Raw genomic sequence first — 24,020 nt, 5'->3', positions numbered from 1 at the left:
TCAGTGGCCGCTGAGCCTCAGGCCCAACAACACCAGCACCGCCAAGGCCAGCAGCACCGTCAAGGTCTGCCAGAACACCACGGGGTGGCGGTCAATCAGCGGTGGCGAACGGTGGCCTCGGTACTGAGCGCCCGGTGTCGACAGGTCATGCACGAACTCGGAGAGCGCTTCCTGTCTCTTGCTGAGCTGAGGGTGCAATGCACGGCGCAGCACGGCGTCCACCCAAGGCGGCAGGTCGGGTCGCCGCTCGCGGGCGGGGATGTAGCGCAATCGCTGAAGATCCCCAGGCGTTCGCAGTTGGGTCACCTGCAGGCCATAGGGCAAATGGCCGGTGAGCATCTGGTAAGCGATCACGGCCAGTGAGAACAACTCCGACCTTGGGCTGCCCTCGCCCCCCACGAAGTACTCGGGCGCGGTGTACTGCAATGAACCGGCGATGGCCTGTGGGCGAGCCTCCAAAGTGCCTTCGGTCAGGCCCGCCACGTGCGTGGAGGCAAAGTCGATGATCTTGACCGTTCCGGTCCGGTCGATCATGAGATTTTCAGGGCGCAGATCCTGGTGCAGCATCTCCTTGCGGTGAAAGGCCCGCAGCCCCTTGGCCACCTGTTCGATGATGCTGCGCACGCTGCCCAGGTCGGGCACGGGATGATCGACCATCCACTGTGTCAATGATTGCCCATCGACGTACTCCATGGCCACGAACAGGTGCTCACGCGGCCGCTCGGCGGCGCTGGTTTTGAGCACATGGGCACTGTCGATCCGGCGCGCGATCCATTCCTCCAGGATGAAGCGGTCCAGGTACACGGGGTCGTCCCGCAAATCGACCGAGGGGGTTTTCAGCACCACGTGCTGGCCGCTGTGCTGGTCGATGGCCAGGTGCACGTGGCTCCGCGAACTCGAGTGCAGTTCGCGCACGATGGTGTAGCCCTCGAAATCCATCCGGGGCCGCAAAGGTGGCGGCAAGCGAAGGCCCTCGCGTTGGGCGTGCAATTGCGAGGCTTGGGCATCCGGCAGAGCATCGATGCGCACCAGTTGCACGGTCAGGTTGTCGGCGCTGCCCCGCGCCAAAGCCAAGGCCGTGAGCGCGGCGGCCGCGGTGTCCAGATCGTCGGGGTGGTCGGCCAGGGCAGTGTGCACGGCAGCCGCGTCAAGGTGCTCGTAAGCCCCATCGGTGGCCAGCACATACACCTCGCCCACTTCGGTGAGCCAGCTCCGGTAGTCGATGTCCACGGTGGGCCCAGCACCGAGCGCGCGCCCCAGGTAAGTCTCAACCGAGGACACACGCACGCGGTGATCATCGCTGAGCTGCTCCAGCGCTTGCGCATGCAAGCGGTAGACGCGGGTGTCGCCCACGTGCAGCAGGTGGGCCTCGCACCCCTTGAAAATCAGAGCGCTGAAGGTGCAGACATAACCCCGGTCTTTGTCAAAGCGGGCATCGCTTCTTTGCGTCTGGGCATGCAACCACGAATTGGTGGCGTCCAGCACACGTTGCGCCGCCCGCGAGACCGACCAGGCCTCGGAGGTGCAGTAGTAGTCATCCAGGAACCCGCGCACCGCGGCGGCACTGGCCACCTGGCTGACGGCGCTGCTGCTGATGCCATCGGCCAGGGCAATGACGATGCCCTTGGTGCTCAGGTGCGGCTCAGCGGGGACGGCTGCGCCATGGAAGTCCTGGTTGACAGGCTTGCGCCCGGCCAGCGAATGCTGACCGAGCGTGATGCGCAATGATGTCGTGATCAAGCCTTGACGCGCTTGGGGGCGGTCTTGTAGTGCGTGGAATACAGCGTGGCCCCCACGAAGGTCAGGCCGCCCACCAGGTTGCCGATCACCGTGGGGATCTCGTTCCAGATCAGGTAGTCCATGATCGTGAAGTTACCCCCCAGCAGCAGGCCCGAGGGGAACAGGAACATGTTGACGATGCTGTGCTCAAAGCCCATGTAGAAGAACAAGGCAATCGGCATCCACATGCCAATGGCCTTGCCCGACACCGTGGTGGACATCATGGCCGCGACCACGCCAGTGGAGACCATCCAGTTGCACATCACGCCACGGATGAACAGGGTCAGCATGCCGGCAGCGCCGTGCGCGGCGTAGCCCACCGTGCGGCCCTCACCAATGTGACCAATCTTCTGGCCGACCGCATTGGGGGCCTCGCTGAAACCGAAGGTGAAGATGATGGCCATGAACACGGCCACCATGAAGGCGCCGCCAAAGTTGCCCACGAACACGAGGCTCCAGTTGCGCATGACGCCACCCCAGGTGGCGCCAGGACGCTTGTCAAACACGGCCAAGGGGGCCAGGGTGAACACGCCGGTCAGCAGGTCAAAGCCCAGCAGGTACAGCATGATGAAACCGACCGGGAACAGCAGTGCGCCCAGCAGGGCGTTGCCAGTGTTCACAGTGATGGTGACCGCGAAGGCCGCGCCCAGTGCCAGGATGGCCCCGGCCATGAATGAGCGGATGAGGGTGTCTCGGGTGGACATCAGGAGTTTGGATTCACCGGCGTCAACCATCTTGGTCACGAACTCGGCGGGAGCGAGGTAAGCCATCTGACTTCCTTTGAAAATAAGAGCGAAAAACAAAAAACGGCGTCCCCGTCTGGACTGCAGCCTGAGCTGAGCCAGAACGGGGACGCCGTCATCCACGTGTTCATGTGTCAAACCGCCATTAGCTTGACCCTTGAAAACATGCATTATTCATGCCCGAAATTTGCGCTGTTTAGGCACGCCGCGCAGCCCGATCTGGTGCGTCAGGCTCTCTTGTGGTGCATTCAGGGCTTGGCGGCAAAGGCCAGGTCGGGCAAGGTCAGCGTGGCTTCGGCCACGTCCAGCAGCTTGCGGTTGTGGTCCATGGACGCCTTTTGCAAGGCACGGAAGGCCGCCTCCTCCGTGATCCCCAGGCGGGACATCAAGGCACCCTTGGCCCGCTCGATCACCTTGCGCTCGTGCAGGGTTCTGCGCGCCGTGTCCAACTCGAGCTCCATGCTCGCGAGCCGCGCAGACTGTGTCTTCAACAGGTCGACCAGCTCGGGAGAGTTCGCACGGGCACTGGTGGGGCCATCCGACATGGCGGGCAGGACCGGAGCTGCCTCGGGCTGCTCGGCAGCGTTGTTGTTGAAGAAGCGGCCCACCGCGTGGGTGTGGGGCGGCGGGTTGTCGCGCAGCTGCTGAAGCAGGCCTTCCGAATCCTGCAGGTCTTGCTGCGTGGCGTGGCGCTGCGCCTCGCAGACCTGGCGCAAGCACTGCACCAGCTCGACCTGCACCTGCCACATCTCGGTGATGCGCTCGCTGGACACTTTGAACCAGCTGTCGCTCAGGCCCGTGTCCAGGGCCGCGCCGGGCCGGGCCGTGCACAAGGTGCGGCGCAAGCGCTCCAGCAACGCCACATTGGGGGTCAGTTGATGCTGCTGCCAGCGCTCACGCAGGGCGGGCTCGGCAAACTCCTCGAACACGCGCAGGCTGCGCTCCTGGGCATCGATCAGGTGAATGATGCGCTGCTGTTCCGCGTCGACGCTAGCTCCCGAGGCGAAAAGTTGCGCGCCCACGGCACGCTCCTGGCCCGCAGCCTCCTTGCCCTGCACCAGGTGGACCAGGGCCACCAGCAGGCGCGAAATGCCCGGGTGCAGGGCCGCATCGGCCACATGGAAGATCAGCTCGACCAGGCCGGCGATCAAGCGGCTGAAGGCCGCCACCGACTCATGGGCGGTCGGCGTGCGTTGGTCGATCTGAACCCGAAAATCGGCCAGGGTGTCCAGGTCGAGCAGCACCCAGGCCATCAGCGACAGCATGCTGGCCGTGGCGCCTTGCGCGGGCTCCAATTGCTCGGCGAACAGCGCCCGCAATGCTGCCTCAATGGGGAGGGCCTCTTCAAGGGCCGACTGGCGCTCGGCCAGAAAGCGCTGACCGCTGGAGGCCAGGTAAATGCTGGTGGCGCCTCGCTCGCGCTGCAGGGCGTGGATCAACTGGCCGATGACGTCCGCGAACTCGACGCGGCCGGCGAGGTGCCGCACGGCGTCGATTTCCAGTTGTTTGGCGCGCAGGACGAGCTGGGATACTGAGAGGGGCATAAAAATGAAAGGGACAATCTGGCTAACTGGGAAGTCAGCCGATTGTCCTCAATTTAACCGCGGATTGGGGTCAATCGCGGTCAAAGCGTCCGTCGGCATTGCGGTCAATGCCCAGGCGCGTGCCGTTGCCGGGAGGCGCGCATGTGAAGGTCAGCGGCGTGCTGGCGGTGCGGGCCGTGCTCACCAGTGTGGAGAGGTTCACACCGCTTTCGCCACGGCGGTCCGGCACAAAGGTGCCAGAGGCGCGGGACAGCACCCACCCACGAGAGACCCCACCCAGCACGCCCTTGGCAACCAACTCGCACTCGGGGCGTGGCGAGGTGACCATGGCGCGCTGCACCAGCAGGTTCAGGCGAGCACTGACGTCACTTTGCGATCCGTTGGTTGGTGTCACGGTCACTTGCTGACCGACCACCGGCTGCAGGTCGGACGGGAACGCCAGCACGAACTCTTCCAGCTGCTTGCGCTCGGTCGCGTTCACCGAGACGAACACGGCGGCGGACAGGAACTGATCGACCGTGCCCAGCGCGCCGTCGAAGGCGTAGCCGAAGCCCTTGATCTGAGCGCCGGTCGCCGACTTCTCAGGCTCGTTCTCCGCGAACATGCCGACCTTCTGGTACATGTTGCGCAGCTGCGGGATCTTGAAGTTCTCGGCAATCGCGAAACCCTCGAAGGCCATGGTGCCATCGGTGCCGTACTGGCCCTTGCTGGGGTCCAGCGCGTGACAGCCATTGCAGGTGGTCAAGGTGTCGGCGGTCTTGTTCATGTAGAACTCCTGGCCTGCCTTCTGAATGGCCGTCAGGCTGGTATCCAGGTTGGCCACCGGGCTGGGGGGGTACACCAGCTTGAGCGCATAACGCGCGAAGGAGGTCATCTCCTCGTCATTCAAGGCCTGCTCACGACCCAACAAGCCAGGGAAGGCCACACTGAAATCCTTGAACGACCGCTCCTCCAGAGTCGCCCCGGTGGAAACACCCTGGCGGTCGCCACGCCAGTGCAGCGGACCGTTGCCGGCCATGCCGCGGAAGCTCTGCGTCGTCATCGGTCCCTTCATGGGGTGAAAACTCTTGGTGGTGCGCAGGAACGAAAACACGAAACGGTTGTAGGCGTTGTTGTTCTTGGCCGGCACGTCATCCGGGTTGCCCAGATCCCACGCCAACTGGTCCATGTCGCCAAAGATGTGGCACGACGCGCACGCCGAATCGCCCCGGCTGGAGGTGTAGGCCGCGTCGTACATGAAGCGGCGACCCTTGACCACATCGGCCGACTCGGGGTTGGCCATGGTCACATGGGCCACTTCACGGAACATCGACGTGTTCACCACCGACACGCCATTGTCCTGACGGGTGGTGACAAAGGCGCGACCCCGGGGAGCGTCCAGCACCACACCGGTGGGCAACCCACCACTCATGACCAGCTGTTGGGCCGCAGAAGGCGTGAAGCTGTCGGCCTCCAGTTGAGATGTGGCATAGCGGGCCAGCTTGTTGGTGCCCATGGACACCAGGTACAGCATGCCGCCATCAGGCGTGACCGCCATTTCAAGGGGCATTGACACGGCCGCGGCGTTCTCGGCGGCGGTGCCCAGCGGCTTGCCGTAGCTGGTGATGTGCTTGTTCAGGTGCCGCGGCAGCACGGAGGCGCCGTCGATCACCGTGATGCGGCTCTGCACAAAGTTACCGTTCACGGTAGAACTGTTCTTGCCCGGACCTTCAAAGCGCACCACGTTGCGCGCCTCCTGATTGCTGACGTAGACCTTGCCGTTGGCCGGGTTCACCGCCAGGTTGAACAAGGTGGTGCCCACGCCGGACAGGCGGTTGATCACCATGGGGGTGGCCGTGGTGGTGTCGATCGTGAAGACGTCGTAGTCCGGCAGGTCCAGCTTGACGTTCTGATTCCAGGCCTTGGGGGCCGCGCCGCTCTTGGGATCTCCAGCGTCAACCCAGTCGCCATTGGCATTCTTCTGCACGATCAGGCTGGTGGCAGGTGCCGCGGTACCGTCGGCGGCCGCAGTGGGACCGCCCTTGTCGAGCACAAGCTGCTTGTGGCCGCGAACCACCGTGGTTCGATTGCCCGAATTGAACACGGCGGTGTAAACGCGTGAGCCGTCCGCGCTGCGGGCCAGGCCTCGCAGCGTGTCGCCGAACATGTTGAGCACCGTGGTCGGCGTGCCTCCCAAGGCCGTGCCCTGCGAAGTCGCGTCAAAGACCCAGACGTCGGCACGACCTTGACCAGCCGTCGTCAGCTTGGCGTCGAACTTCGTGTTCTGTCCACGGTGGGCGGCGGTGATGAAGGCCCAGCGGTTGCCAGGGCCAGCAAAGACAATGTCGCGGGGCTCATCACCCACCAGCAATGTGTTCACCACGCGCGCCGGTGCGACGGAAACGTCGACGATGCTGATGCTGTCGGACAGGTGGTTGACCACCCACAGACGGCCATTGGGCGCCAGGGCCACTGCCACCGGCTCCAGGCCAACGGGGATGGACTGGCGCAGCACGGGCGTCGTGCCGGTCACATCGAAGACCTCCACCCGCGCATCCGGCGTGTTGACCACGTACAGGCTTGCGCCATCGGCAGACAGGACCATGGGCCGCACGTGGCCGGATTCGAAGGTACTGAACTGGCCCAGTGGTGGTGGCGTGGCCGTGCCGCCCGTGCCGGCAAGGGCCCCAGTCACCACCACGTTGTTGACCGTGTAGGTTTCATCGGCCACATCGGCGCTGACGCGGAAGCGGAGCGTGATGTTGCTGTTGTTGACCGTGGTTGGCAGCACGAAGCTGGCCCGGCCAGGGGTGGTCACGCGAGTGGCTTCCAGGCGTGTGAACGAGCCACCGTTGATGGCGTATTCGCAAACACCTTCATCGAAGGCCAGCATGCCACTTTCCATGTTCGCGGTCACGCGGTCGAACGACACGGTGATGCCGGTGTAGCCTTGCGTGCTGAGCGATTTGGAGGTGATGGCGCCATCGGCCTTGAGGGTCGACCCCAGCATGACGGCACCCGCGCCACTGGTTGTCACCGTGCCCGCCGCCGTGAACGCACCCAGGCCGCCGGTAAAACTCTGCTGAAAAATGGTGGCGTTTGTTTGCGCGATGGCGGTGCTGGCCACCACCCAAAGCAAGCTACCGCTGGCCCATCGGCACGCACGCCGAAAAGCGTGCATGGATGAATCTCGTGTCATTTTACGGGTCTCCTCAAATCGAACGGAAAGCCGACCACATGTGCCAATGCCGATGTGGACCCGACTCGTTTTGATGTCGCCATCACTGGCGTCGAGGAGATTTTGTGTGGCGAGTACCGTTCAATATTCCGGGATAACCCACGCGGGATTTCCACACCCCCTTGAACCAGGGGATGTTTAAAGTCGTCTAGGCGACACTCTATGCCATTCGTTTAAAACGGGCTCAGGCGGTTTACCCGACCACCATCACTTGGCCGGCCTCGATACGCACTTCATGGGCGCGCACTGAGAACTCTGGCAATTCAAGGCACTCGCCGGTCTTCAAGTCAAAGTGGTGCTTGTACAGCGGCGAGGCCACCACGGTCTTGTCGCCCAGGTTGCCCACCAGGCCGCGCGACAGCACGCTGGCATTGGCTTTGGGATCAACATTGTCGATGGCGAAATACTGGCTCTCGCCGACGCGGAAAACCGCCACGTGCCGGCCGTCAACCAGGGCGCACACGCCCGTGTTTGGCAAGATGTCATCGGCCGCGCACACGGCGGTCCAGCTCAGGGTATCGGTGTTCATGCTGAATGGCTCCTAATGCAGGGTCAGGCCAATGAATCGGAAGAGGCGGTGGTGCGTTCTTCAGGGCGGGCGGGGCGGATCTGGCCACGCTCTTCCACGAAGACGATGTGCTCGTCCTTCTTATCGCTGTTGACGAAAGAGCGGAAGCGCTGGCGCACCTCTGGGGTGGTGACGGCCGTCTTCCACTCGCACTGATAGGTGTCGGCCACGTGCTGCATCTGGGCTTCCAGCTCGGCGTTCAGGCCCAGGCTGTCGTTCAGGATCACGTTCTTGAGGTAATCCAGCCCGCCTTCCATGTTGTCGCGCCAGGTGCTGGTGCGTTGCAGGCGGTCGGCGGTGCGCACGTAGAACATCAGCACACGGTCGATCAGCTTGATCAAGTCGGCCTTGCTCAGGTCGGAGGCAAACAACTCAGCGTGGCGGGGCTTCATGCCGCCGTTGCCGCACACGTACAGGTTCCAGCCCTTTTCAGTGGCGATGATGCCGATGTCCTTGCCCTGGGCCTCGGCGCATTCACGCGTGCAGCCCGACACACCGAACTTGATCTTGTGCGGGGCGCGCAGGCCCTTGTAGCGGTTCTCCAGCTCCACGGCCAGGCCGACGCTGTCGTCCACACCATAGCGACACCAGGTGGAACCCACGCAGCTCTTGACGGTGCGCAGCGACTTGCCATAAGCGTGGCCGGACTCGAAGCCGGCGGCAATCAGCTCTTCCCAGATGAAGGGCAGTTGCTCAACACGCGCGCCGAACATGTCGACCCGGGCGCCGCCCGTCACCTTGGTGTACAGGCCGTACTTCTTGGCCACCGTGCCCACGGCGATCAAGCCGTCAGGCGTGACCTCGCCACCGGGCATGCGGGGCACGACCGAGTAGCTGCCGTCTTTCTGGATGTTGCCCAGGTAGTAGTCGTTGCTGTCCTGCAGGCTGGCCAGCTCCTTCTTGAGGACAAAGTCGTTCCACACCGAGGCCAAGATCGACGCGGCGGTGGGCTTGCAGATGTCGCAGCCCAGGCCCTTGCCATGCTTGGCCAGCAGTTCGTCAAAAGTCTTGATCTGGCCGACACGGATCAGGTGGTACATCTCCTGGCGCGAATAAGCAAAGTGTTCGCACAGGTGGTTGTTGACCTCCATGCCCTGCTTCTTCATCTCGAACTTCATGACCTGTGTGACCAGGGGCACGCAACCACCACAGGTGGCACCGGCCTTGGTGCAGGCCTTGAGCTTGCCGATGTCGGTGGCGCCATCGCACACGGCGGCGCAGATCTGGCCCTTGGTGACGTTGTTGCACGAGCAGATCTGGGCGCTGTCCGGCAAGGCATCCACGCCCAGGCCGGGTTTGGCCTGGCCATCGCTGGAAGGCAGGATCAGGAACTCGGGCGAGTCGGGCAGCGTGATGCCATTGAGCGCCATCTGCAGCAGCGTGCCGTATTCATCGGCATTGCCCACCAGCACGGCGCCCAGCAGTTGCTTGCCGTCCGGGCTCACCACAATCTTCTTGTAGATCTGCTTCACCTCATCGACGTACTGGTAGGTGCGGCTGTGCGGGGTCTTGCCATGGGCATCGCCAATGCTGGCCACGTCCACGCCCATCAGCTTGAGCTTGGTGCTCATGTCGGCGCCCACGAAAGCCGCGTCCGTGTCGCCAGCGATTTGCTTGGCGGCCACGCGGGCCATTTCGTAACCGGGGGCCACCAGGCCAAAGGTCTGCTCGTTCCAGGAAGCGCACTCACCAATGGCGTAAATGTCGTGGTCGCTGGTGCGGCACTCACTGTCGATGGCCACGCCACCGCGGGGGCCGATGGCCAGCACGCATTGGCGGGCCAGTTCGTCGCGTGGGCGGATGCCGGCCGAGAACACGATCATGTCGGTTTCCAGCCAGGTGCCATCGGTGAACACCATGCGGTGACGGGCCGTGGCGCCGTCGGTGATCTCGACCGTGTTGCGGTTGGTGTGAACGTGCACGCCCAACTCTTCGATCTTGGCGCGCAGCACCCGGCCGCCGCCTTCGTCCACTTGCACGGCCATCAGGCGTGGGGCGAACTCCACCACGTGGGTTTCCAAGCCCAGGTCGCGCAGGGCCTTGGCGCACTCCAGGCCCAACAGCCCGCCACCAATGACGACACCCTTCTTGGACTTGGCCCCCGCCGCCGTCATGGCCTCCAGGTCTTCAATCGTGCGGTAGACGAAGCAGTTCGGGCGGTCACGGCCCGGCACTGGGGGCACGAAGGGACTTGACCCCGTGGCCAGCACCAGCTTGTCGTAAGAGAGCACTTCACCATCCTGCGTGGTGACGGTGTTGTTGCGGCGCTCGATGGATGCTGCTTTGGCGGCCAGGCGCAGTGTGAAGCCGGTGCGCTCAAAGAAGCCAGGCTCAACCACCGTCAGGTCGTCGGCGGACTTGCCTGCGAAAAACTCGGACAAGTGCACCCGGTCATAGGCGGCGCGGGGCTCTTCGCACAGCACGGTCACTTCGGCGTGTTGCACGCCGGCTTCGACCAGGCTCTCCAGAAATTTGTGACCCACCATGCCATGGCCAACGACGACGATCTTCATGTTTGCGTACTCCTGCGACGGTCAGAATGGGCAAGCCGCAGCGGACGAGCAAGGTCGCTCGAATCCGGTCGGATTGCCAGAATCAATAGGGAATGAGCAGCGTGCGATGCCAACATGAATCGATGGCATGCAGCTGATTTCCGCCGTCGTTAGCGGAGAACGGTGCATGTGCGCTGAGGCGACGATACCTGCGGGCACGTCCATCAATACGCAATATGCATGCCTGGCCTGAAAGCTGTCAGAACAGGCAGAACGGGCCCATCGTGAGGCAGTCAACGCACCAGATCAGGGTGCTGGAAACTGATGCGCACCGATAATGTGCGCCCATACAAGGCGTATAGGGCGCGATGAGTACGCATCGCATACCATGGTGAAACTCCCTCCGCAGGGCACATCGGCCTCGACGAGTGTCAGGCTTCTTTGCTTCATTTCAAACCGGGATTTCAGAAGGCCGTGACCAGCAATTCACCGAGTTTGGATACCCGCACCAACAGGGTCGGAAAGTCCCCATGAGTCAGCACCAGAAACCTGACACCGGTACAGCGCTGCACGGAGGACCGGCGGCGGGTTGGCGCCTGCGGATGTACACCGTGATCTTCGAGGCCGACACGCGAGCCGGGCGCGCTTTCGACCTGATGCTGATCGCCATGATCCTGATCAGCGTCACCGTCGTGGTGCTCGACAGCATGGCCGCCGTGCACGCTGAGCACAGCGAACTTCTGAACAATCTGGAGTGGACTTTCACGCTGCTGTTCACTGCCGAGTACATCGCCCGACTGTCGTGTGTGCGGCACCCCACGCGCTATGCCCGCAGCGCCCTCGGCATCATCGACCTGCTGGCCCTGTTGCCCACCTACCTGGCGGTGCTGGTTCCCGGCCTGCACGCGCTGATCGACGTCAGGGTGTTGCGCCTGCTGCGCCTGTTCCGCATCCTGAAGCTTGGCGCATACGTGGCGGAGTTCGGCTCGCTGGGCCGGGCGCTTGCCGCCTCGCGGCGCAAGATTTTCGTGTTCATGGTCTTCGTGATGATGGTCGTCACGATCATGGGCACGCTGATGTACGTTGTCGAAGGGCCGACCAACGGCTTCACCAGCATCCCCGTGGGCGTTTATTGGGCCATCACGACGATGACGACGGTGGGTTTTGGCGACATCACCCCAAAGACAGACCTGGGCCGCGTGATCGCTTCGGCGATGATGCTGCTGGGCTGGGGCACGCTGGCGGTCCCGACCGGGATCGTCAGCGCCGAGTTCACCGCGCAGAAAATGTCGCGCGCCCCCACGACACGCACCTGCCATGAGTGCCTCAGCGAAGGCCACGCGCCCAACTCGCGCTTTTGCCGGGACTGCGGGGCAAAGCTGCCAGCATGGCAGCACGATGGCGAGCCCAGCTCCTGACCTCACACCTTGGCCGAACGCAAGCGCAGCGCGTTGCCGATCACCGAAACCGAACTCAGCGCCATGGCCGCACTGGCCACGATGGGGCTGAGCAATATCCCCAAAAAGGGGTACAACACGCCCGCCGCAAGCGGCACGCCCAGGAAGTTGTAGATGAAGGCGAAGAACAGGTTCTGACGGATGTTGCGCATCGTGGCCTGGCTCAACTCACGTGCCTTGGCGATGCCGCGCAAGTCGCCCTTGACCAGCACGATGCGCGCGCTGCTCATGGCCACATCGGTGCCGGTGCCCATGGCGATGCCGACGTTGGCCTGGGCGAGGGCGGGGGCGTCGTTCACGCCATCACCCGCCATGGCCACGATGCGCCCTTGGTCCTGCAGGGCCTTGACGTGCTTGTACTTGTCTTCGGGCATCACGCCCGCCTTGATGTCGTCCAGGCCCAGGAGCTTGCCCACCGCAGCGGCGGTCACCGGGTTGTCACCCGTGAGCATCACGATGCGGACGCCTGAGGCCTTGAGCATGGCAATCGCTTCAGCGGTGGATGCCTTGATGGCGTCGGCCACACCCACATAGCCCGCCAGCTTCGAGCCAGAGGCAAGGTACATCACGGTCTGTCCCTGCACGCGCAAGGCTTCCACGTCCAGGTCAACCGACGAGGTGTCTACCTGCGCGGAGGCCAACAAGCGGGCATTGCCCAGCAACACGGTCTGACCATCGATGACACCGCGGACGCCTTGCCCGGTCACGGCATCAAAGCCAGACACGGCGGCCAACGTGACCCCATCGGCTTGCGCGCGGCCCACGATGGCTGCGGCCAGTGGGTGCTCGCTGAGTTTTTCCAGGCTCGCGGCCCAGGCCAGCACCTGTTGTTTGTCAAACCCGCTGGCCGCCACCACGACCTGAACGGTGGGCTTGCCCTCCGTCAAGGTGCCGGTTTTGTCCACCACCAGGGTGTCGACCTTCTCCATCAGTTCCAGGGCCTCGGCATCCTTGATGAGCACGCCCTCTTTGGCACCACGCCCCACGCCCACGATGATGGACACGGGCGTGGCCAGGCCCAGTGCACACGGGCAGGCAATGATCAAGACCGACACGGCCACCAACAAGGCATTGGCCAGCGCAGGGGCGGGCCCAAATGCCGCCCAGACGAGGGCGGCCACCAAGGCGATGCCCAGCACCGACAACACGAACCAGCCAGAGACCTGATCGGCCAGCTTCTGAATAGGCGCCCGCGAGCGCCCAGCTTCGGCCACCATCTGAACAATGCGGGCCAACAGCGTCTCAGACCCGACACGCTCGGCACGCATGGTGAAGGAGCCCGTCTGGTTGACCGTGGCCCCCGTGACTTTGCTGCCCGGCACCTTCTCGGCGGGAATCGGCTCACCTGTGATCATGGCTTCGTCGATGCTGGACCTGCCATCCATCACCACCCCGTCCACCGGCACCTTGCTGCCGGGCTTGACCCGCAGGGTGTCGCCCACCACCACTTGTTCCAGCGGCACTTCGGCTTCCGTGCCATCGGACGCGATGCGAATGGCGGTGTTGGCCGCCAGACCCAACAAGTCCTTGATGGCAGAGTTGGTGCGTGAGCGCGCGCGCAACTCCAGCACCTGCCCCAGCAGGACCAGCGTCACGATCACGGCCGCGGCCTCGAAGTACAGCGGCAGGCCATGCTCGGTCAAAAACGCTTGGGGCAGCGACTCGGGCAGCAAGATCGCGTAGACGCTGAACAGGTAGGCCGCCCCGACGCCAAGCGCGATCAGGCTGAACATATTGAGCTGCCAGGTCACGAACGAGCGCCATCCACGTGCAAAGAAGGGCCAGGCGGCCCACAGCACCACAGGGGTGGCCAGCAGGGCTTGCACGCATTGCGACCAACTGACCTTGAGTAAATGGGGCCAGCCAAACTGCCCCGCCAAGCCCTCGCCCACCTCATCAACCCAGGCAGCGAGGTTGAATGGGAAGAACTCGTGCATCGCCATCATCAGCAAAGGCACGGTCAACACCGCCGAGAACCAAAAGCGCTGCGTCATTGAGCGCAACTCGGGGTTGTCTTCTTCACCCACGGCGGGCAGCAAGGGTTCCAGGTTCATGCCACAGATCGGGCAACTGCCGGGATGATCCTGGCGGATCTGGGGATGCATTGGGCAGGTGTAAATCGCCCCTGGCGTGATGGCCTTGACCACCGAAGTGGATTCGACAGCAGCGTGGTGATGATGCACGTGGGGATCAGACGTCATGGTGGCTCCTGTTCCGTCTGCTGGGCGTCAGCTCGCAGAGCTTAGGTGTAGGCGCAAGCGCGGAAAAAAGCGGGGCGTGACGGATGCGTGCACAAGGCCCTGTGCTGGCCATCGCACCACAGCGTTGCGCGTAATAGGGCAGGCGCCAAGCACAGACCATAAGCAGGCATGCTGTCAGGCCTCATGGCTGATCTCCCGGCTTGGACGCGCTTGGCCCATGGTGGCGCCCACCGTGCCCACCATGACCATGGAAGACGTGCATCAAGGGGCATGCGAGAAGCAAGAGGTAGGGCCAGCCCCCCGCCACGTGTTGCCAGTGCTCACGCAGGACATAGAACACGGCTATCAAGGCCAGCATCGCCGCGGCAACCCCGACAGGGCTCTTGAAGAAGGATCGCTTCGGGCCAGTGGTCCCGTTGCCATGGTCATGCTGATGGTCCATATCGGCTCCTGAATTTCAGAGGGGGATGTGCTCGCCACAACACCCCAATGGCCTTACTTGCTGGCGGCGCCCGGCATCGGCTTGGCACCCATCGGTGTGCCCATGCCCATGCCGGGCCTCATGTCACCACCAGGCGCGGAGGCACCCATGCCCTTGCCCATCATTCCCATGTTCCCGTTTTTGTCCATGCCGCCGTTCTTGTCCATGTGCTCATGCATCTCTTTCATGTGCTTGTCCATGAGCTTCTGGCGCGTGACCGGGTTCTTGGTACCGTGAATCTTCTTCATCTCCTTTTGGTGCTTTTCATGCATCCCGTGCATGTCGCCGGACCCCATCATGCCCATGGGCTTGGATGCTTGGACAGCAGCGGGCGCAGCCACGGAAGCGGCAGCTTGAGGGTGATGCGCTTGGTGGTCCTCTTCCTTGGTTTGAGCCCAGGCGCTGCCAACGGCAGCCAAGGCCAACATAATGGTGGGAATCAGTTTGGTGGGGGTGTGCATGTCATGCTCCTGGTCAGTCGGTTTGTGAAGCCTGGACCGCATTCGATCCAGGATGTCTGCCACGCAAGGCTGGTGGTTGACGCCAGCTTAGAACGGCGCACTGACCGACAAATGACCGGTTCATGACGAACGCGTAATGTGGGCACCCTTCATGGTCTCTTAAGCCACAAAGATTGATCCACATCAACGTTGGTGAAGGTCGTTTTCAGCGATGCGCGCGGCCAATGGCGTGAAGCGCGCCTGTTGTTCGCCTTGTCCAGCCAGCTTGATCTTCACCACCGCTTTCATGTCCGGCGTCGACGCATAGACGGCGTGGCCAGCCAGCTTGTTGTCGCCATCGGGGGTCAGAACGCTGCTGACCTTGGTCTTGCCTGCCAGCAGGGTGACCGACCCGGATGCGCCAGCCGTGGGAATCTTGGTGCCCGCATGGTCGGTCACATAGACCACGATGGCATTGTCTGTGGCCGTTTTGCTGCCCTTGACCACCACGAGTTCGTAGTGGCTGGCGCCAGCCATGCGCAACTGACCGCCATGCGGGGCTTTCACCGCGTCGAGGGTGGCATCGTCATGGGCATTCGCCATGGGTACCAGGGCAAAGCTGAGGGCCACGCCTGCAGCGATGGAGAGGGATTTGAAGGCCTTCATGGGGGACTCTCTTTCAATCAATAGCTTTCGCCAGAATGGGCTTGCAGCAAACGCTCCAAGGGCTTGCGCCCCCAGAGCCAGAACATCAAGGGCGTGAGCAAGGTGTCGAGCACAGTGGAGCTGATCAGGCCGCCAAAGATCACCACGGCCACGGGGTGCAGCACCTCTTTGCCTGGCGCACTGGCCGACAGCAGCAAAGGCACCAGGGCAAAGGCGGCAACCAAGGCCGTCATCAGCACGGGCGTGAGTCGCTCCAGCGAGCCACGCACAATCATGGGCAGGCCGAACTGCTCGCCCTCCAGCGCGCACAAATTGATGTAGTGGCTGATTTTGAGGATGCCGTTGCGTGTGGCAATGCCAGTGAGTGTGATGAAGCCCACCAGCGCCGCCACCGACAAGGGCTGACCGGACAACCACAAGGCCACCACGCTGCCCACCAGTGCCAGTGGAATGTTGCCCATGATGATCGCGGCCAGCACCACTGAGCTGTAGCGGCTGTAGAGCACCATGAAGATCAACACCAAAGAGATGGTGGCCAGCAAGGCCATGAGTTGCGCCGCTTGCTCCTGCGCCTGGAATTGCCCTTCTAGCGCCGTGAAGTAGCCTTCAGGCAAAGCCTGGGATGCCACTTCTGCGCGGATGGCGTTCACGACTCCGGCCAGATCACGGCCATCTGTGTTGGCCGAGATGACAATGCGGCGACGGGCGTTCTCTCGGCTGATCTGGTTGGGTCCGTCGCTGTCTTCAATCACGGCCAACTGCGACAAAGGCACCCGACCGCCAGGTGTTTCAATCAGCAGGTTGGCCAGATCGCTCGCGCCACGCTGGTTGTCAGGCAAACGCACCAGCAAGTCAAAGCGCCTGTTGCCCTCGACAACCTGCGTGATGCGCTCGCCCTCAATCATCTCCTGCAAGGAGCGCAGCAGGCTGCCGGGCGCCACCCCCAGGCGCGCAGCTTGTTCGTAGTCAATGCGGATCTTGATCTGCGGGATCAAGACCTGCTTCTCAATTTGCAAATCAGTGACACCAGGGAGGCGACTCAGACGGGCTTGCAGGTCGCCCGCCAGGACCCGCAGGGTGTCCAGATCATCGCCATAGACCTTCAGGGCAATCTGGGCGCGCACCCCGGACAACAGGTGATCCAGCCGATGCGAGATGGGCTGCCCCACATTGCTGACCGCAGGCAGCACCGCCAGGCGAGCCCGTAAATCCGCGATGATTTCTTCACGTGATCGATCAGAGGGCTTGAGGTCTACATCCATTTCAGATGAGTGCACACCCTCAGCGTGCTCATCCAGTTCCGCACGGCCTGTGCGACGACCCACCTGGGTCACCTCCGGCACACCCGCCATGATCTGTTCAGCCATGGTGCCAATGCGGTTGGACTCGGCCAGCGACGTGCCCGGGTTGAGCAACAGGCTGACGGTGAGCGTGCCTTCGTTGAAGGGCGGCAGGAAGGCGCGCGGCATCCAGGCCACCGACACCGCAGCTGCCACAACGGCCAAACTCGCGAACAACAGCAAGATTCGGCTGTGCTGAAACGACCAGTTCAACAAGCGTGTGTCGCCGCGCTTGAGCCATCGAACCAAGGGGCTGTCTTGATGGCCCTCCAGCTTGAGCTTGGGCAGCAGGTAGTAGGCCATCACGGGCGTGAGCGTGACAGACACCACCATACTGGCCAGGATTGACACGATATAGGCCACACCCAAAGGCGTGAACAAGCGCCCCTCGATACCCGGCAGCACGAACAGCGGCACGAACACCAGCACGATGATCACCGTGGCATAAACGATGGCCGAGCGCACTTCCAGTGTGGCCTGCGCGATGACCTCGATCACAGGCTTGGGATCAGGCAAGGCGCGGTTGAGCCTCATGCGGCGCAGCACGTTCTCGACGCCGACCACGGCATCATCCACTAACTCGCCAATGGCAATGGCCAGGCCGCCCAGCGTCATGGTGTTGATGGACAGCCCCATGTAATGGAACACCAACGCGGTCGCCAGCAATGACAGCGGGATGGCCATCAGCGAGATCACCGTGGTGCGCACATTCAGCAAGAAGAGGAACAACACGACGGCCACCAGCACTGCGCCATCACGCAAGGCTTCTTCGACATTGCTCACCGAATGCTCGATGAAATCAGCTTGCTTGAACAAGAACCGCGGTGCAGCGATGCCATGTGGCCGAGACTTGGCCAAATCACCCATGGCCTTTTCCACCTTGCGGGTGACGGTCACGCTGTCGGCGCTGGGCTGCTTCTGCACCGACAGGATCACCGCAGGCTTGCCGTTGTAGCTGGCATCGCCGCGTTTGGTGGCTGGTGCGATCTTCACATCGGCCACTTGCTTGAGCAAGATGGGTTGGCCATGGCGAACCATCACCACGAGGTTTTGCAGGTCTTCGATGCGGCTGGTGCGGCCGATCTGGCGGATCAGGTATTCACGCCCGTTGGCCTCCAGAAAGCCCCCGCTGGTGTTGGCGCCAAAATCCTGCAAGGCCGCGGCCACCTTCTCGCGCTCCACGCCCAGTGTTTGCAATTGCCCAGGCTGGATCTCGACCCGGTACTGGCGCACTTCGCCTCCAATGGGGATGACCTGGGCCACACCGGGAATGGTCAACAGCCTGGGCCGCATCACCCAGTCGGCGTACTCGCGAACTTGCATGGGGCTGACCAATGCCGGATCAGCAGGCAGCGCAATCAGCATGATCTCGCCCATGATCGAGGAGATGGGACCCAACTGCGGCACCACGCCTGGCGGCAACTGCTCGCGCACCAGATTCAGCCGCTCACTGATCTGCTGGCGGTTGCGGTAGATGTCGGTGCCCCATTCGAACTCGACGTTGATGACCGACAAGCCGATGCCCGAGACCGAGCGCACCCTGGTCACCCCCGGCATGCCGTTCATGCTGGACTCGACGGGCAGCGTCACCAGTTGTTCGACTTCTTCGGGGGCCATGCCACCGGCCTCGGTCATCAAGGTGACCGTGGGTTTGTTCAAATCGGGGAAGACGTCAACGGGCATCTGACGCACCGTCAGTACCCCGTAGAGAACCAGCAGCACGGACACAACCAGAACGATCAAACGCTGCTTCAGGCTGGTGTGGATCAGGTAATCAAACACAGTAGGTGCCTTTGCGGTTTGACTGTTCAGCGCACCTGGGCCAGCAAGCTGGCGCCCTGGGTCACCACGCGATCCCGTTCATGCAGGCCGGCGGTCACCACCACCGTTTGCGCATCAAGTGGCTGGCTACGCACCACCTGCTGGGCAAAGCGTTCAGGCGCCTTGTGCAGCCAGACCACCGCGTCACCCGAGGCATTGCGCCCCAGTGCGGATCGAGGCACGGCAACCCCCTGGACGGTCTGGGCGGTTTGAGCCGTCACCTTGAGTGATTGGCCGATGGCCACGGGCGCGTCTGCCTGGCTCACCTTGAACAACAAGGGCATGGCCTGATCACGCAGTTGGCGACCACCGCCGACGAACTGCAAGGCCAAGGTGCCGCCCGGGATCGCTGCACTCGCTTTGCTCAAGCCCGTTGTCAGCCCAGCGTCATAGGCCAAAGCCTCCACCATCAACCGTTTCGGGTTCACCACCTCAAACAACACATCCTTGGCATCGACGACTTGGCCGATGACCACCCCGGAGGCCACCACGGTGCCCGACACCGGCGCCAGCAAGGCCTCAGGCGTTGCCACGCTTGCGCTAATGGCTGCGCGGCGCTTCTTGAGGGCATCGCGCTCATAACGAGCGGCCTCGATGTCCTTTTGCGGCACGGCGCCTTCCAACTGTTCATAGCGGCTCAACTTGCGTTCGGCCACGGCGTATTGGGCATCCAGCTCAGCCAACATCGACTGTTGGTTGCCCCGGTCAAGGCTGGTGGTGGCGGGACGCAGATAGGCCAATACCTGCCCTTTGACCACGTTCTGCCCCAAGACAGGCAAGCCTTGAGGACCCGCCTCGATTCGACCGGCCTGTGTGGCCTGCACGCGCCCACCAGCGTTGGGATCTGCAAGCACGCGGCCATTGAGTTCAACCGCCACAGCGTGAGCTTGGACCAGTGCCAGCAGTGTTTGCAGGCCCAGGCGACGCTGAACCGATTTAGACACCCACAGGCTACCGTCGGGCTTGCGTTGTGGCGCGCCGCCATCAAAGGTCGATGAGGATTGCCCGGGCGCCGGAGCTGTTGCTACTGCTGGGGGCTTGGCATCACCATGATCTTCGTCACCGTGCGCCTGTGCCAAAGGACTGCCCAAGGCGATGACCGCCGCACACGCCACGCTGCTGCAAAGAAACCGGTTGACCTTGAAGGGGTTCATTTTTTTCATGCTCAATCAGCCTCGAATCGATGCGTTACGGGCACGGCGTCGGCCCCAGGTCACGCCCGCCGCAGACAGCAGCAACGCGCCGCCCAGGCCCCAGGCCCACGGAGCGCGCCAAACTGGATGAGCGCTTGCATCGGCTTTGGCCACCGGAGCGTCGTACTGCAAGGTCGTGTCCAACAGGTCTGCGCCATCGATGGAGTCAACGGAGACCGTCAGCGGATAGCGGCCCGGCCTGGCAAAGGCTTGGCCCGAAACCGTGTACACGCCCGGCGCGGTCTGTTTGGCCACGGCTTTGAACGCGCCGCTTTCCAACTCCACCGTCGCGCCTGCCACAGGCACATTGGTGGCGAAGCGGTCCAGGTACAAGGTCAACACTGGCGCGGTCGTGGCACCCGCCCCGCCCGCATGCCCATCCGCGTTGCCCGTCAGCACGGCGACCAACTCAAAGTCTTCGGTCTGCGCGACAGCACGGGGCGCTTGGCCCACTTGAACTGGCGCAGAAGCAGGCTCATCGTGGTCTTCGCCACCGTGCGCCCAGACGGACAGCGTGAAACAAGCCATCACCGTGGCCACAACGATATTTTTCAAGGCATCACCCCTCGGGCTTGATGAAGACGGGACAGCGCCAGATGGCGGGCCACCTCTTGACGTTGGGACCAGGCTAGAGCCTCCTGCGACGCAGCACGTGCCCGCATCAATGCGGGCAGATCAGACTCACCCACCTCAAAAGCACGCTGGGCCAGTTGCAAGCTGTCCGCAGTCAAGGCCTTGCGTTCCTCAGCCATGCCCATTTGACGCTGTGCTGCACTCCACTCGGCCTGCGCTTTCAACACGTTCTGTTGCGTGCGGGTTTGCATCTGAGCCAGTTCGGCTTCAGCTTGTGCCAACTCCGCGCGTGCAGCAGCCTCTTCTTGGCGAACCTGCCCGCCTGAAGACAGTGGGATGGTCAACTTCACGCCCACCGCCTGGTCATGAGGCGCCAACGCGTCGCTGCGCTGGTTGCTCCAGCGCACGGCCAATTCAGGTGCGTCGCGCTGACTGGCGTCCACCAGCGCCAGGCGGCTGCGCGCCACCTCGGCGGCAAGCTGCAAGGCGCGCAACTGAGGATGGGGCGCATCGACTTCCTGGGGGGCCTCACCCTCGGGCGCCAGGACCGTCGGCGCCTCAAGGCCCACCAGCACACGGTAAGCTTGTTGCGCCAGTTGCGAAGCGCTGTCGGCATCCAGCACCTCCGCCTGTGCCGCCAGACGCTCTGTTTTAGCCAGATTGGCATCCAGACGAGCCAGGTCTCCCGTTTTAAAGCGTCGCTGCACCGTGCTCTCCAACGCCTGCGCCGTTGCCAACTTTTGACGCGCCAGGGTCGTGGATTCACGCGCCACGGCCACCGCCCACCACGCCTCGCGAACTTCGGAAGCCAGTTCCAGCCGCAAGGCAGCACCTCTCGCTTCGACTTCAGCCGAGACCAGATCGGCCACCACCTCTCGCGCGCGCCGCTGCCCCGGTAGCCACAAAGGCGTGGCCATCTCGATTTCCCACTCTCGGCGGCCCGTGTTCTGGTTCAGCCGGTCATTCAGGTGGTTGAGCGACACAGACGCCGCCCCTGGGGTCAATCCCCTGGACAGGTCTACCCCGGCCCGTGCCTGGGCTTGCCTGGCGCTCAAGGCTGCGGCCTGCGGAAAGCGCGCCCATGCGGCGTCAAGCGCCTGCGTCATCCCTGGTGCCACGGTTTGGGCTTGCAAGCTTGCCGCACAAGCCCATCCCAACAACGGCCCCAGCCACCAAGCGGTTCGGCTTGATTTGTTCATCCTCGGCATGTCTCGGCCTTCCATTGCGCCCCAAGGGGAATGCCGTGATCTTGCCGAGGCTTGTCGAACAGACTGCTGACCAACAGATGACAATGTTGTAATGTTCAGGTCATCTCTCTGCCAGTCACCGTTCACTACAGTCAGATGGACGGTCGCCACGGTGGCTTTCGTCTCGTTGACGCCGATGGAGGAAGTCGAGTGAAATTACTGGTCGTCGAGGATGAAAGAAAAACAGCAAACTACCTCCGGCAAGGCCTCATGGAAGCTGGCTTTGTGGTGGACCTGGCCCGCACCGGGCTGGACGGGCACCACCTGGCCATGACCGAGCCCTACGATCTGATCATGCTCGACGTGATGCTGCCCGATGTCGATGGCTGGCGCATCATCCAATCCCTGCGCGAGGCGGGCAAGCGCACCCCGGTGCTCTTCCTCACGGCGCGCGACAGTGTCGAAGACCGTGTCAAGGGGCTCGAGTTGGGCGCCGACGACTATCTGGTCAAGCCTTTTGCTTTTGCCGAGCTGCTCGCCCGAGTCCGCACTTTGCTCAGAAGAGGCAATGTGCCCATGCAAGCCGACAGGCTGCAGGTGGCCGACCTGATGCTGGACCTGCCCAAGCGCCGGGCCACGCGGGCAGGTGTGCGCATCAACCTGACCAGCAAGGAATTTGCGCTGTTGGAATTGCTGGTGCGCCGTCAAGGGGAAGTCTTGCCCCGATCACTGATTGCATCGCAAGTCTGGGACATGAATTTCGACAGCGACACGAACGTGATCGATGTGGCCATCCGGCGTTTGCGCGCCAAGATCGACGACGCATACGAGCCCAAGCTGATTCACACCGTGCGCGGCATGGGCTACAGCTTGGAAGCACCCGATGGGGTTTGACCCAGCCTCTGGGCGCCGCCCGATTTCGCTGGCGCTTCGCCTGACCGTGTCCATCGGTCTGACGATCACCATCGTGCTTCTGGCATTCGGCTGGGTGATCGAGACGTCGATAGAACGCCACTTTGTCGAACAAGATGCCGAAGAGCTGGAGGTCGTCGCCCGCTCAGTGCGCCAAGTGCTGACATCTTTGACACCAGCCCTGCCGCCAGAGGGCATCACACGCCGACTGGCTGGGGCGGTGAATGGTCACCATGGCATGTACTACCTGGTGGCCGATGCCGCCGGTCAAACACTCTTTGCAACGCCTGGCCCCGACTTGAAAGCCATTGCCCACACGCAGCCTGCGACCTCTCGCATTGATGTTGACAGCCTCCACTCATGGCAAGACAACGCCACACCGTATCGGGGGGCGGTGATTCACATCCCATCAGCACAAGACCCCTCCCAACATTTCACGGCGGTGCTGGCCACAGCCACGGGCTTTCATGATCACTTCCTGGTGACCTTTCACCGCACGATCTGGGCCGCCACCACCGCGGCAGGTCTGTTTGCCATCCTGGCCACTTGGCTGGCCGTGTACAGGGGCCATGCGCCGCTGCGTGACATCAGCACACGGATCAGGGGCATCTCGGCAGAGCAACTGCATCTGAGGCTGGCCCCCGACAAAGTGCCCATTGAGTTGTCCGGGCTGGCCACCTCGTTCAACGCGATGCTGGAACACATCGAGCGGGACTTCAAACGCTTGAGCGACTTCTCGGCGGACATCGCCCATGAGTTACGCACACCCGTGACCAACCTGGTCACCCAAACGCAGGTGCTGCTCACCAAAGGGCGCAGCGTTGACGCCTATCGCGAAGTGCTTTACTCCAACCTCGAAGAGTACGAGCGCATGGCCAAGATGATTGGTGACATGCTCTATCTGGCTCAAACAGACAACAAGTTGATCAAACCCGACTTGGTGGATGTGGACATGACCGCCGAGGTGGACGCGTTGTTCGAGTACTTCGAACCCTTGGCTGATGAACGACACATTGGGCTCAAACGACAGGGGCAGATTCCATTGATGCGGGGCGACCGCTTGATGCTCAGGCGCGCTCTCAGCAACCTGCTGTCGAACGCCATCCGCCACACCGCGGAGCACAAGGTGATCACCGTGCATCTGGCTCAGGACGATCAGGCATTTGTCGTCCAGGTCGCCAACCCAGGCGACACCATTCCCGCAACGCATTTGCCGCATCTGTTTGATCGGTTCTACCGGGTAGACCCATCGCGACAACACAATGGAGACGGCGCAGGGCTTGGCCTCGCCATTGTCAAGTCAATTGTCGATGCGCACGGGGGTGAGATTTCGGTCTCGTCGGACAGCTGCGTCACCGTGTTCACGTTGAGCTTGCATCGAACCGAAGGCCCGCCTTAATGCGAAG

General features: G+C 62.8%; 17 protein-coding genes. 3 read left to right on the top strand and 14 right to left on the bottom strand.

What is annotated here, in order from left to right:
* The 6 genes from PSV38_RS17870 to nirB all read right to left on the bottom strand — a co-directional run bounded on the left by PSV38_RS17870 (position 1) and on the right by nirB (position 10,364).
* Complete coding sequence (locus tag PSV38_RS17870; protein WP_300549817.1) at positions 1 to 1,740, bottom strand: bifunctional serine/threonine-protein phosphatase/kinase; 1,740 nt, start codon at positions 1,738 to 1,740, stop codon at positions 1 to 3.
* Positions 1,737 to 2,549 carry a formate/nitrite transporter family protein gene (locus tag PSV38_RS17865; RefSeq protein ID WP_300549815.1) on the bottom strand — a complete coding sequence of 271 codons (813 nt, stop codon included), beginning with the start codon at positions 2,547 to 2,549 and terminating at the stop codon, positions 1,737 to 1,739. Before PSV38_RS17865 ends, PSV38_RS17870 begins: the two co-directional genes overlap by 4 nt.
* A gap of 221 nt (positions 2,550 to 2,770) precedes the next feature.
* Entirely contained in the window at positions 2,771 to 4,066 is a 1,296-nt protein-coding gene (locus PSV38_RS17860) for a nitrate- and nitrite sensing domain-containing protein (protein WP_300549813.1), read from the bottom strand.
* Between the two features lie 70 nt (positions 4,067 to 4,136).
* Positions 4,137 to 7,244: a hypothetical protein gene (locus tag PSV38_RS17855; RefSeq protein ID WP_300549810.1), complete on the bottom strand. Its 3,108-nt coding sequence runs from the start codon at positions 7,242 to 7,244 to the stop codon at positions 4,137 to 4,139.
* Between the two features lie 232 nt (positions 7,245 to 7,476).
* On the bottom strand, positions 7,477 to 7,812 hold the full coding sequence (nirD, locus tag PSV38_RS17850) for a nitrite reductase small subunit NirD (RefSeq protein ID WP_300549808.1): 336 nt from the start codon (positions 7,810 to 7,812) through the stop codon (positions 7,477 to 7,479).
* 23 nt (positions 7,813 to 7,835) lie between these two features.
* Positions 7,836 to 10,364 (bottom strand): nitrite reductase large subunit NirB, encoded by a 2,529-nt coding sequence (gene nirB / locus PSV38_RS17845; protein WP_300549806.1) that lies wholly within the window; start codon positions 10,362 to 10,364, stop codon positions 7,836 to 7,838.
* A gap of 509 nt (positions 10,365 to 10,873) precedes the next feature.
* Here nirB and PSV38_RS17840 point away from each other — a divergent pair.
* Positions 10,874 to 11,761 (top strand): ion transporter, encoded by an 888-nt coding sequence (locus PSV38_RS17840; protein ID WP_300549805.1) that lies wholly within the window; start codon positions 10,874 to 10,876, stop codon positions 11,759 to 11,761.
* 2 nt (positions 11,762 to 11,763) lie between these two features.
* On the opposite strand, the gene PSV38_RS17835 is transcribed toward PSV38_RS17840, so the two are convergent.
* The 8 genes from PSV38_RS17835 to PSV38_RS17800 all read right to left on the bottom strand — a co-directional run bounded on the left by PSV38_RS17835 (position 11,764) and on the right by PSV38_RS17800 (position 21,621).
* Complete coding sequence (locus PSV38_RS17835) at positions 11,764 to 14,001, bottom strand: copper-translocating P-type ATPase (RefSeq protein ID WP_300549804.1); 2,238 nt, start codon at positions 13,999 to 14,001, stop codon at positions 11,764 to 11,766.
* A 181-nt stretch (positions 14,002 to 14,182) separates the two neighbouring features.
* Positions 14,183 to 14,443 carry a DUF2933 domain-containing protein gene (locus PSV38_RS17830; RefSeq protein WP_300549803.1) on the bottom strand — a complete coding sequence of 87 codons (261 nt, stop codon included), beginning with the start codon at positions 14,441 to 14,443 and terminating at the stop codon, positions 14,183 to 14,185.
* Positions 14,444 to 14,496: 53 nt separating this feature from the next.
* Positions 14,497 to 14,943: a hypothetical protein gene (locus PSV38_RS17825; protein ID WP_300549801.1), complete on the bottom strand. Its 447-nt coding sequence runs from the start codon at positions 14,941 to 14,943 to the stop codon at positions 14,497 to 14,499.
* Between the two features lie 183 nt (positions 14,944 to 15,126).
* Positions 15,127 to 15,588: a hypothetical protein gene (locus PSV38_RS17820; protein ID WP_300549798.1), complete on the bottom strand. Its 462-nt coding sequence runs from the start codon at positions 15,586 to 15,588 to the stop codon at positions 15,127 to 15,129.
* Between the two features lie 17 nt (positions 15,589 to 15,605).
* The gene (locus PSV38_RS17815) at positions 15,606 to 18,710 is read right to left on the bottom strand and encodes an efflux RND transporter permease subunit (protein WP_300549796.1); all 3,105 of its coding nucleotides are present in this window, start codon (positions 18,708 to 18,710) and stop codon (positions 15,606 to 15,608) included.
* A gap of 26 nt (positions 18,711 to 18,736) precedes the next feature.
* Complete coding sequence (locus PSV38_RS17810) at positions 18,737 to 19,912, bottom strand: HlyD family efflux transporter periplasmic adaptor subunit (protein ID WP_300549794.1); 1,176 nt, start codon at positions 19,910 to 19,912, stop codon at positions 18,737 to 18,739.
* A gap of 6 nt (positions 19,913 to 19,918) precedes the next feature.
* Positions 19,919 to 20,497, bottom strand: a complete 579-nt coding sequence (locus PSV38_RS17805; RefSeq protein ID WP_300549792.1) for a hypothetical protein — start codon at positions 20,495 to 20,497, stop codon at positions 19,919 to 19,921.
* Positions 20,494 to 21,621 (bottom strand): TolC family protein, encoded by a 1,128-nt coding sequence (locus tag PSV38_RS17800; RefSeq protein WP_300549791.1) that lies wholly within the window; start codon positions 21,619 to 21,621, stop codon positions 20,494 to 20,496. Before PSV38_RS17800 ends, PSV38_RS17805 begins: the two co-directional genes overlap by 4 nt.
* 291 nt (positions 21,622 to 21,912) lie before the next feature.
* Between PSV38_RS17800 and PSV38_RS17795 the strand changes: the two genes are divergently transcribed.
* Both PSV38_RS17795 and PSV38_RS17790 read left to right on the top strand, forming a co-directional pair.
* A complete protein-coding gene (locus PSV38_RS17795) occupies positions 21,913 to 22,596 on the top strand; it encodes a heavy metal response regulator transcription factor (protein ID WP_300549789.1) in 684 nt (227 codons plus the stop codon).
* The gene (locus PSV38_RS17790; protein ID WP_300549788.1) at positions 22,586 to 24,013 is read left to right on the top strand and encodes a heavy metal sensor histidine kinase; all 1,428 of its coding nucleotides are present in this window, start codon (positions 22,586 to 22,588) and stop codon (positions 24,011 to 24,013) included. Before PSV38_RS17795 ends, PSV38_RS17790 begins: the two co-directional genes overlap by 11 nt.
* Positions 24,014 to 24,020 lie beyond the last annotated feature (7 nt).

This window comes from Aquabacterium sp. (genome assembly GCF_029946005.1).
Classification (GTDB): domain Bacteria; phylum Pseudomonadota; class Gammaproteobacteria; order Burkholderiales; family Burkholderiaceae_C; genus Aquabacterium.
This window is presented reverse-complemented; position numbering and strand designations above follow the sequence as displayed.

What these genes read in the sequence shown, in the direction of transcription:
- nirB (WP_300549806.1), bottom strand. Translation starts at nt 10,364, where the DNA reads ATGAAGATCGTCGTCGTTGGCCATGGCATGGTGGGTCACAAATTTCTG.
- PSV38_RS17830 (WP_300549803.1), bottom strand. Translation starts at nt 14,443, where the DNA reads ATGGACCATCAGCATGACCATGGCAACGGGACCACTGGCCCGAAGCGA.
- PSV38_RS17835 (WP_300549804.1), bottom strand. Translation starts at nt 14,001, where the DNA reads ATGACGTCTGATCCCCACGTGCATCATCACCACGCTGCTGTCGAATCC.
- PSV38_RS17865 (WP_300549815.1), bottom strand. Translation starts at nt 2,549, where the DNA reads ATGGCTTACCTCGCTCCCGCCGAGTTCGTGACCAAGATGGTTGACGCC.
- PSV38_RS17820 (WP_300549798.1), bottom strand. Translation starts at nt 15,588, where the DNA reads ATGAAGGCCTTCAAATCCCTCTCCATCGCTGCAGGCGTGGCCCTCAGC.
- PSV38_RS17860 (WP_300549813.1), bottom strand. Translation starts at nt 4,066, where the DNA reads ATGCCCCTCTCAGTATCCCAGCTCGTCCTGCGCGCCAAACAACTGGAA.
- nirD (WP_300549808.1), bottom strand. Translation starts at nt 7,812, where the DNA reads ATGAACACCGATACCCTGAGCTGGACCGCCGTGTGCGCGGCCGATGAC.
- PSV38_RS17810 (WP_300549794.1), bottom strand. Translation starts at nt 19,912, where the DNA reads ATGAAAAAAATGAACCCCTTCAAGGTCAACCGGTTTCTTTGCAGCAGC.
- PSV38_RS17790 (WP_300549788.1), top strand. Translation starts at nt 22,586, where the DNA reads ATGGGGTTTGACCCAGCCTCTGGGCGCCGCCCGATTTCGCTGGCGCTT.
- PSV38_RS17800 (WP_300549791.1), bottom strand. Translation starts at nt 21,621, where the DNA reads ATGACGCAGGCGCTTGACGCCGCATGGGCGCGCTTTCCGCAGGCCGCA.
- PSV38_RS17825 (WP_300549801.1), bottom strand. Translation starts at nt 14,943, where the DNA reads ATGCACACCCCCACCAAACTGATTCCCACCATTATGTTGGCCTTGGCT.
- PSV38_RS17840 (WP_300549805.1), top strand. Translation starts at nt 10,874, where the DNA reads ATGAGTCAGCACCAGAAACCTGACACCGGTACAGCGCTGCACGGAGGA.
- PSV38_RS17855 (WP_300549810.1), bottom strand. Translation starts at nt 7,244, where the DNA reads ATGACACGAGATTCATCCATGCACGCTTTTCGGCGTGCGTGCCGATGG.